Raw genomic sequence first — 9831 nt, 5'->3', positions numbered from 1 at the left:
CGGGCAACTCAGCGGGTGGCTAGTTCTGGTTCTCGGACAGGGGGTTCGGGGGTTAGGTGGTGGCGGAGCTTTTCGCCTTCTACGTCTACGTTGGGGAGGAGGCGGTCGAGCCAGCGGGGGAGCCACCAGGCGGAGCGGCCCAGGAGGGCCATGACGGCCGGGACGATGGTCATTCGGACGACGAAGGCGTCGATCGCTACGGCGAAGGCGAGGCCGAAGCCGATCTGGCGGACCAGGGTTTCGGGGGAGAGGACGAAGCCGGAGAAGACGGCGATCATGATGACCGCGGCGGCGGTGACGACCCGGGCGCCGTGGCTGAAGCCGTCGACAACGGCGGCGCCGGAGGTCGCGCCGTGGACGTGTTCCTCGCGCATCCGGGTGACCAGGAAGACCTGGTAGTCCATCGCCAGGCCGAACACGATGCCGACCAGGAACACCGGCAGCATGCTGATGATCGGGCCAGTCTGACCCTCGATGCCGAACAGCCCGGCGAACCAGCCCCACTGGAACACCGCGACCACGGCGCCGAACGTGGCCGCCACCGTCAGCAGGAAGCCGAGGGTCGCCTTCAGCGGAACCAGGATCGAGCGGAACACCAGCATCAGCAGCAGGAACGCCAACCCGACGATCAGCGACAGGTACGGCAGCAGCGCGCCGCTCAGCTTGTCGGAGATGTCGATGTTGAAGGCAGTCCCGCCGGTCACCGAAACCTCCGCGCCGCCGGCCTCCGGCGCACTCCGGATCGCTTCGACGAGATCCTTGGTCTCGGTCGTACTCGGACCACTCTTCGGGATCACCGTCAGGAGCGCGGTGTCACCCGCGGGGTTGAAGGTCGGCGGGGTCACCACGGCCACATCCGGCAACGCCCGTACTACGTTCGCAGTACTCGCGGCGGCGGTTTTCGGATCCGCGGAGCCGGCCACGTCGACCACGACCATGAGCGGGCCGTTGAAGCCCGGGCCGAAGCCCTCCGACAACATCTCGTACGCCTTGCGCTGGGTGGAGGCAGGAGCGGCGGTGCTGTCGTCTGGCAACCCGAGCTCGAGGCTGGCCGCCGGAATCGCCAGCAATCCAAGGCCGGCCACGGCCACCAGCAGCACGGCGACCGGCCGCCGCGTGACGAACCCCGCCCACCGACGACCGGCCGACGGCTTGCCGCCCGTGCTCTCCGGGTCGCCACCGCGCAGACCGGGGATCCGGCCGCCGACGACCCGACGCCCGGCCATCCCGAGCACAGCGGGCAGCAGCGTCAGCGCGATCGCCACGGCGATGACGACGGTGAAGGCGGCAGCAAGCCCCATCTGCGTCAGGAACGGGATGTCCACCACGAACAGGCCACCCAGCGCGATCACCACGGTCAGCCCGGCGAAGACCACCGCGGAGCCGGCGGTCCCCACCGCGCGGCCGACCGCTTCCTCCGGTTCCAGACCGGTCGCCAGTTCGTGCCGATAGCGGGACATGATGAACAAGGCGTAGTCGATCGACACCGCGAGCCCGATCATCACCGCGAGAATCGGCGTTCCGGACCCGATGTCGATGAAGCCGGTCGCGGCCGTGATCGCGGTGGAGCCGATGCCTACCCCGATGATTGCCGAGAGCAACGGAAGACCGGCGGCGACGAGCGAGCCGAAGGTGATCAGCAGCACCACCGCGGCCACGCCGACACCGATCACCTCGGTCAGGCTCTGTTCCTCCTGGGCCTGCATCGCGTCACCGCCGTACTCGACGGTCAGGCCGGCAGCGCGCGCCGGCTCCACCGCGGCGGACATCGCATCTCTCGCCTCGGGCGTCATCTCCTGGGCGGTGACCTCGTACGACACCTGGGCATAGCCGGTCCGGCCGTCGGCCGAGATCGCCTTGGCCGCAAACGGATCCGAGACGGTGGCTACCTCCGGCGCGGTGCCGACCCGGCCGAGCGCCGTCTTCACCGCAGCGGTGTTGTCCGCTGAGCTGAGCTGCTCGCCCGGTGGTGCCTGGAAGACGATCCGGGCCGTCGCGGCGTCAGCGCCGGCCTGTGGGAATCGCTCGTCGAGCAGGTCCACCGCCCGCTGCGACTCGGTGCCCGGGATCGAGAATCCATTGGCAGTCGGCCCGGACAGCGTCGCGGCGCCGGTGATGCCCGCGACGAGCAGACCGAGCCAGATGAACACGACCATCCTGCGCCGGCGGAACGCGAACCGGCCGAGCCGGTAGAGGTAGGTAGCCATGCTGACGATCGTTGCGGTGTCACCCTGTAGTCCGCGTCCGTCAGCGGTGGGCTTCTCGCCGTACTGCGCCTGCTGTAGGCGGCTACTGCGTGGGTTGTACTGCGACCGCCCCGGGTTGCTCCACAGTGCCGGCCCGGACGAGCCCGGTCCGGTAAGCGGTCACCACGAGCTGCGCCCGATCCCGGGCGTCGAGCTTCACCATCGCCCGGTTCACGTGCGTCTTGGCGGTCAAGGGCGACAGCACCAACCGCTCGGCGATCTCGTCGTTCGACAGCCCCAGTGCGACCAGACCGACCACCTCGCGCTCCCGGTCGGTCAGCACGTCCAGCTCGGTGGCACCGTTCGACGGGCCGAGCTCGGGCTGCGCCAGGAAGCGATTCATCAATCCACGCACGGCTTTGGGTGACAGCAGCGCGTCGCCACGCGCGACCACCCGGATCGCGCTGATCAGTTCGTCCGGCTCGACGCTCTTGCCGAGGAACCCGCTGGCCCCGGCCCGGATCGCCTCGAAGACGTACTCGTCGACCTCGAAGGTGGTCAGGATCAGCACCTTCACCCCGGCCAGCGACTCGTCGGCGGTGATCTCCCGAGTTGCGGCCAGACCGTCGACCCCGGGCATCCGGATGTCCATCAGGATCACGTCGGCGCGCTCGCTGCGAGCCAGCTCGACGGCCTCCTGGCCGTTCGCCGCCTCAGCAATAACCTCCAGACCGGGCGCCGAGTTCACCAGCACCCGGAACCCGCTCCGAATCAGCGTCTGGTCGTCGGCCAGCAGCACCCGGATCGTCACCTGTGTCTCCCGTCTCCAGAGGTAGAACCGCGCGCACCCGGAACCCGCCAGGTGCCACCGGTCCAGTGGTGAGATCGCCACCGACCGCGGTGACCCGCTCCCGCATGCCCAGCAGCCCGTGGCCGGCGCCGATCGGTGCCGGCGCGACGTTTCGGTACGGCGTACCGGGGTGGCCGCCGTCGTCGGTGATCTCGATCGTGAGCGAGCCGCGTTGCTGCTCGAAGCGGACCTGTACGACGGCGCCGGGTGCGTGTTTGACCACGTTGGTCAGGGACTCCTGCAGGATCCGGTAGGCGGTCAGTTCGATCACGTCCGGGAGTGGTCCGGGCGCCGGCGGCTGCCAGTCGACCACCAGGCCGGCGGCGGTGAACGAGTCGATCAGGGCGTCGAGCTCCTGCAGCGAAGGCGTCGGCGCGGTCGGCAGCGACCCGTCGCCCGAGCGGCGGAGCACGCCGAGCAGCACGGTCAGCTCACGCAGTACGGTCCGGCCGCCTTCGCGGACCAGGACGAGCGCGCGGTCGGCCTCGTCCGGCTCCTCGCGGAGCAGGTGGGACGCGACGCCGGCCTGGACGTTCATCAGGGCGATGTGGTGGGCGATCACATCGTGCAGTTCGTGGGCGATCCGCAGCCGCTCCTCGATCACCCGGCGCTCCGCCTCCTCCTCACGGAACTGCTCGGCTCGCCTGACCCGGTCCTCCAGCTCCGCCTGGTACGCGCGGCGGTAGCGGACTGCCTCGCCGAGGGCGGCGGCGAACAGCACCAGCACGGCCACGGACAGGTTCTCGAGGAACGTGCCGTCGGTGAACAGGGTGGAGGTGCTGACCATGATCACGGCGGTCCCGATGACCGCGATCGAGCGGGTCGGCCGGTCGGTCTGCACCACGACCGTGTAAATCGCGCACGCCAGCGCCAGCGCGATCGGGCTCTTGACCTCGGTGGTGACCGCATACGCGATGGCGGCCGCGGTGGTGATCGCGAGCACGACCAAGGGCGCTCGACGGCGGAAGACGAGGGCCCCGCAGGCGATCACGATGATCACCACGCGGCCGAAGGTCAGCTCGATCTGCCGCTCGCCGTGGTTGGCGCCGGGCTGCAGCAGGTTGATGGCCAGAACGGTCAGCGCGATGGCGTGGTCGCACGCCACCGGATGCAGCTTGTATCCGGCGTACCACTGCGGAGGCGCGCCCATCTCCTCACAGTACGTGAGCAGGGCCAGCGGACGCGTCGTCCACCGGCCGTATTCAGCCCGTACTACAGATGCAGTACGCCGGTGTCACTCCACGGGAGTAGTCCGCGAGGTCGGAGCCGACAGAACTGGCTCGGAGGCAGCGGTCGCAGTCGGAGTTAGAGAAGTTCGCCGGGGTTCTTCAGTTGCGGGGCGGCCTGGACGGCCAGCGCGCGGAGGGCTTCATAGCGGGGACGGAGTAGGTCAACCCGTTCTGCCTCGGCCGCGACCGGCTTCTGGGTTTCGCCGCCCGGAGCGGGTGACAGGCCGAGAGCCACGGCAGCCGCGCCCCGGGCACCCACCTCCGGCTCGGAGCACGTAGTTGTGGGCCGAGCAAAGGTGGCCGTCAGGCAGCGGCGCCACCAGGCGGAGGCGTCGATCCCGCCGCCGCCCAGGACGACCTCCAGCGGCCGGCCGAAGAGACCGTCGAGCAGCCGCAGGCCGCGGTCGACCTCCAGCGACGCGCCCTGCAGCGAAGCGGCCAGCAAGTCGGCGGCGGTGTCGTCGAAGGACAAACCGAAGAACACCCCGGAGCCACTCGGCACGGTGTCCGGCGGCCGGGTCCCCGCCTGAAAGGGGATCGCGACCACCCGCGACGACCCGATCTCGACGTCGAAGGGCTCCGGGTCTTGCAGCCGCAGTACTCCGGTCAGCCACGCGTGCAGGTTCCCCGCGGCCGAGAACGCCATCCCCGTCACCGCGCGCTTGTCGTCCACGCGGTACCGCCAGAGCTCCCACGGCAACTCCGGAGCGTCCTCGATCGGGTGGACCACCCGCACGGCGGCCGAAGTACCGACGGTCACCGCGGCGGTCGACTCGTCGTACCCGCCGGTGCCGACGTTGGACGCGGCGCCGTCGCCGGTCGGCGGATGAATCGGTACTCCGACCAGCCCCGGCCACCGCCGCGCGTACTCCGCGGACAGCGCGCCGGTCCAGCCCGTCGGCACGATCGGCGGCAGCGCGGCGGCCGAAACCCCTGCCACCGCGAGTGCTTCGTCGTCGTAGGTCCCTGAGGCGAGGTCGAGCGTTCCGGTGCCGGACGCGATCGACACCGACGTCACCCGCACTCCGGTCAGACGCTCCAGCACGAGATCCGGGAGGCCGGCGTAGGCGGCGGGAGAGATCAGCGATCGCAGCCAGGGGATCCGCCGGGTCCAGTAGAGCCGGTGCAACCAGGCGCCGGTCCGCGCGTGGAAGGCGTGCTCGTCGAAGTCGGAGCCCACCGCCGCGGCGACCGACCGGGTGTCGACCCAGGGGATCACCGGCGTCAGCGCGGCGCCGTTGTTGTCGAGGGCAACGATTGAGTGCCATTGCGAGGACAGCACGATGTCGGTGATGCCGGTCAGGTGCCCGTTCTGCTGCAGCTCGTCGAGGCAGCCGAGCAGGCCTTCGACATAGTTGTGCAGATCCAGCGTCGCCTCGCCGGCGGCGCCGTACGCCGGGGTGACCTTGTGCCGCGCCAACGCACCCGGCACCGGCGACGCGTCGGCGGTCAGTACGAGCGCACGCGCCGACGAAGTACCCAGATCAAGCGCGAGAATCGAATTCCCGGTCCTCGTCTGCCCCTCCGCTTTCGTTTCCTCCGGAGTTCCGTCGACGACGGAATCGTCAGTCCTCGGCATGGAGGGCCTTGAGGAACGAGGCGGCCCAGACGTTCACGTCGTGGGCGGCCAGGTGCTTGCGCATCGCCTTCATCCGGCGGCCGAGCTGGCGGTCGTCGGTGCTCATCGCGTCGACGATGGTGTCCTTCATCCCGTTGATGTCGTGCGGGTTCACCAGGAAGGCCTGGCGGAACTCGTCCGCCGCGCCGGCGAACTCGCTCAGCACCAGCGCGCCGGTGTCGTCGTACCGACAGGCCACGTACTCCTTCGCGACCAGGTTCATGCCGTCGCGCAGCGGGGTCACCACGGCGACGTCGGCGGCCCGGAACAGGGCGGCCATCTCGGTGCGGGAGTAGGAGGTGTGCAGGTAGTTGATGGCCGGCGTGCCGATCCGGCCGTGCTCGCCGTTGATCCGGCCGACCAGCAGTTCGATCTCGTCGCGCAGTACGCGGTACTGCTCGACCCGCTCGCGCGACGGGGTCGCCACCTGGATGAAGACGGCGTCGTCGACCGAGACGCGGCCCTCGTCCAGGAGTTCACCGAAGGCGCGCAGCCGCTGCCGGATGCCCTTCGTGTAGTCGAGCCGGTCCACGCCGAGCAGGATGTGCGCGGGATTGCCGACCTCTTCGCGCATCTCGGCGGCGCGGGCCTCGGTCTCCGGCTGGCGGGCGATCTGCTCCAACTCGCCGACGTCGATCGAGATCGGGAACGCCTTGGCCCGGACGATCCGGTCGTCCGGCAGGTGGATCCGGTCGCCGCGGGTGCGCAGGCCCATCCGGTTGCGGGCCAGCCGGGCGAAGTTCGAGGCGGCGCCGGGCCGCTGGAAGCCGACCAGGTCCGCGCCCATCAGCCCGTCCAGGATCTGCCGGCGCCACGGCATCTGCGCGAACAACTCGGTGGGCGGGAACGGGATGTGCAGGAAGAAGCCGATCCGTACGTCGGGCCGCAGCCGCCGCAGCATCGCCGGGACCAGTTGCAGCTGGTAGTCGTGCACCCACACCACGGCGTTGTCGTCGGCGGCCTCCGCGGCGGCCTCCGCGAACCGCCGGTTGACCGCCACGTACGACTCCCACCACTCCCGGTGGAACTCCGGCGCCACGATCACGTCGTGGTACAGCGGCCACAGGGTCGCGTTGGAGAAGCCCTCGTAGTACAGCTCCACGTCCTCGGCCGACAGCGTCACCGGCACCAGGTGCATGCCGCCCTCGTCGAACGGGTCGAGCTTCTCGTCCTTGCCGCCGGTCCAGCCGATCCAGGCGCCGTGGTGTCCCTGCATCACCGGGGCCAGGGCGGTGACGAGCCCACCCGGGCTCCGCCGCCACGCAGTACTGCCGTCGGGCATCTCGATCCGGTCGACCGGCAGCCGGTTGGCGACCACCACGAAGGAACTGCGTCCGCTCGGCATCAGTTGTTATCCACCCAGGTATTCGTCGTCGCCGGGGTAGCTGACCCCGATCTGTCTACGTGTCTCGTCGAGCAGTTCGAGGATCTCGATCGTGGCGGCATGCGGAAGGGCGGGGCACTCCACCTGCCCCGCGCGCAGCGACCGCATCACCTCGGCTGCTTCGTAGTGGTACCCAAGGCCATGCGTCGGTACGTCGATCCGCTCCTCGCCCGCGGCCGTACTGCGGACGTAGTACTCCGGGTGATGGAACCGGTTCGGGAGCAGCAGGTGCCCCTCCGGACCGCTCACCGAGGCGGTCCACGGGTTCTGCGAGCGGAGTCCGCAGGTCAGGGCGGCGACGGCGCCGGAGTCGTAGCGCCAGGCCATCGCGACGTTCAGGTCGACGCCGTCCTCGTTCACCGAGCCGACGGCCTTGACCTCGTCGGGCTTGCCGAGGGCCATGTGGACGAACGTCATCGGGTAGATCCCGCCGTCCATCAGCGAGCCGCCGCCCAGGGCCGGGTCGAGCAGCCGGGCCGGCAGTTGCGGCTTGTGGAAACCGAAGTCCGCCAGCGCCTCCATCGGCTCGCCGATGACACCTTCGGTCAGGTCGGCGAACATCGCCTGCACGACCGGGTTGGTGCGCATCCACATCGCCTCGGCGAACAGCGTGTCGTGCTCACGGGCGACGGCGATCAGGTCCCGGGCCTGCCGTGCGGTCAGCGTCACCGGCTTCTCGCAGAGCACCGCGATCCCGGCCTGCAGGGCGGCTCTGGCGGTCGCGTAGTGCTGGGGATGCGGGGTGCCGATGTAGAGCACGTCCACGTGGCCGTCGTCGATCAGCCGCCGGTAGTCGTCGTAGCGGTGCTCGATCCCGAACAGTTCGGCGAACCGGTGCGCGTTGTCCAGCGAGCGGGACGCGACCGCCGTCACCACGGCCTGGCCGGGGAGTTCGGCGAGGTCCTTGGTGAACGACGTGGAGATGTTGCCAGTAGCAACGATTCCCCAGCGGACTCGATCTATACCCACTGTCTGAACTCCGGGGTCGGGAACGGGCCGTGAGCCTTGATTCTCGCGGTTTCGAAGGCGTGCGCCAAGCGAATGAGGGTGGCGTCACTCCGTCCGGTCCCGCTGAAGGTGATGCCGACCGGCAGCCCTTCGACCAGGCCGGACGGAACCGCCAGCAGCGGATAGCCCGCCAGCGCCGCATGGGACGACGAACTGCCGAGCACGTGATCGCCGTTGATCAGGTCGATCGCCCAGGCCGGTGAGTACGACGGCGTGACGAGGGCGTCCAGTTGATTGTCCCGCAACAGGGTGTCGATCCCGTCCCGGCCGGCTCGAAGGGCGGACAACCTGGCCGCGACGTAGACCGCGGAGTCCAGGCCGTCGGTCTGCTCGGACCGCTCGAACAGGTCCTGGCCGAAGTACCGCAGTTCCACGTCCGCGTGCGCCCGGTTGAACGCGATCACGTCCGCGAGGGTGCGCGGACCGCCTGGCCGGCGGGAGGCGAGGTATGCGGCGAGGTCGACCTTCATCTCGTGCGCCAGGATCGCGAGTTGGTCCTCCTCGCTGCCCGGCGACGGCAGCGACAACCCGTCCACGATGGTGGCGCCGGCCGCCGAGAGCATGCCGATGGCCTCCTCGGTGAGCCGGTCCAGCCCCAGCGAGTACCCCCACAACGGCCCCCGCGGTACGCCGATGCGTACGCCGCTGAGGTCCTCTCCCCGGCAGTAGGACTCGTAGTCCGTACCGCCGCCGGTCATCACCGTGAGGAGCGCGGCCGCCTGGCGGACCGTCCTCGTCATCGGTCCGGCGGTGTCCTGGGAGTGCGAGAGCGGGATGATCCCCTGCTGCGGGATCAGGCCGACCGTCGGCTTCAGCCCGACGATCCCGTTCAGCGCGGCCGGGCAGACGATCGACCCGTTCGTCTCGGTGCCGATCGCGAGATCCGCCAGCCCGGCGGCCACCGCGGCGCCCGAACCGCTGGAGGAGCCACCCGCGGAGCGATTCAGCGCGTACGGGTTGCGGGTCAGCCCGCCGTACGCGCTCCAGCCCGACGACGAGGCGGAGCCGCGAAAGTTTGCCCACTCGCTGAGGTTGGTCTTGCCGAGCACGACACACCCGGCCTCGCGCAGCCGGCGGACCAGCGGAGCGTCGTACGGCGGGGGCGGCTGGCCGGCCAGGGCCAGCGAACCGGCCGTGGTCGGCAGGTCGGCGGTGTCGATGTTGTCCTTCACCAGCACCGGCAGGCCGTGGAGTGGACCACGCACCCTTCCGTCGTCACGCTCCGTGTCCAGTCGGGCGGCTTCGGTCAGGGCAGCGGGATTGGGCGTGCAGACGGCGTTCACCACAGGGTTCACCTCGGCGTACCGGGACTGCAGCTCCTCGACCGTAGCGACGGCGGTTCGCGGGCTGGACGACACGTCGCCGGGGCCCTGTCGAGTTGAGCTCACACCGTCGATCCTGCCAGAGTTGAGCGCGCCGGGCCGTCCGCCTGGTGTCCCGGGTGCCGGCACTCGCGACACACGCTCGGTAGCTGCGCGGTGAATGACATGGCTGTCGTTCAGCCCGTACAGTGGAGCGCGGACGGACGATCACCGACCGCACGGGAGTCACCAGCA

7 protein-coding genes are annotated in these 9831 nt (G+C 69.9%); all 7 read right to left on the bottom strand.

Features of this window, described 5'->3' with window-relative positions; translation table 11 throughout:
- Nucleotides 1-8 precede the first annotated feature (8 nt).
- Nucleotides 9-2207 (bottom strand): MMPL family transporter, encoded by a 2199-nt coding sequence (locus ABD255_RS04885; protein WP_344210191.1) that lies wholly within the window; start codon nucleotides 2205-2207, stop codon nucleotides 9-11.
- An 82-nt stretch (nucleotides 2208-2289) separates the two neighbouring features.
- Nucleotides 2290-2997, bottom strand: a complete 708-nt coding sequence (locus ABD255_RS04880) for a response regulator transcription factor (RefSeq protein ID WP_344210189.1) — start codon at nucleotides 2995-2997, stop codon at nucleotides 2290-2292.
- Entirely contained in the window at nucleotides 2900-4186 is a 1287-nt protein-coding gene (locus ABD255_RS04875; protein WP_344210186.1) for a sensor histidine kinase, read from the bottom strand. Before ABD255_RS04875 ends, ABD255_RS04880 begins: the two co-directional genes overlap by 98 nt.
- Nucleotides 4187-4341: 155 nt before the next feature.
- Nucleotides 4342-5844, bottom strand: coding sequence for an FGGY family carbohydrate kinase (locus tag ABD255_RS04870; protein ID WP_344210183.1), 1503 nt, complete (start codon nucleotides 5842-5844; stop codon nucleotides 4342-4344).
- Nucleotides 5831-7228: an alpha,alpha-trehalose-phosphate synthase (UDP-forming) gene (locus tag ABD255_RS04865; RefSeq protein ID WP_344210180.1), complete on the bottom strand. Its 1398-nt coding sequence runs from the start codon at nucleotides 7226-7228 to the stop codon at nucleotides 5831-5833. The genes ABD255_RS04870 and ABD255_RS04865 overlap by 14 nt, the downstream gene beginning before the upstream one ends.
- A gap of 6 nt (nucleotides 7229-7234) precedes the next feature.
- Complete coding sequence (locus ABD255_RS04860; RefSeq protein WP_344210179.1) at nucleotides 7235-8236, bottom strand: Gfo/Idh/MocA family protein; 1002 nt, start codon at nucleotides 8234-8236, stop codon at nucleotides 7235-7237.
- Nucleotides 8227-9663: an amidase gene (locus tag ABD255_RS04855; RefSeq protein WP_344210176.1), complete on the bottom strand. Its 1437-nt coding sequence runs from the start codon at nucleotides 9661-9663 to the stop codon at nucleotides 8227-8229. Before ABD255_RS04855 ends, ABD255_RS04860 begins: the two co-directional genes overlap by 10 nt.
- Nucleotides 9664-9831 lie beyond the last annotated feature (168 nt).

The organism is Kribbella sancticallisti, assembly GCF_039530625.1.
Taxonomy (GTDB): domain Bacteria; phylum Actinomycetota; class Actinomycetes; order Propionibacteriales; family Kribbellaceae; genus Kribbella; species Kribbella sancticallisti.
Note: the sequence above shows the minus strand (reverse complement) of the source record. Positions and strands in the feature narration are given on the sequence as shown.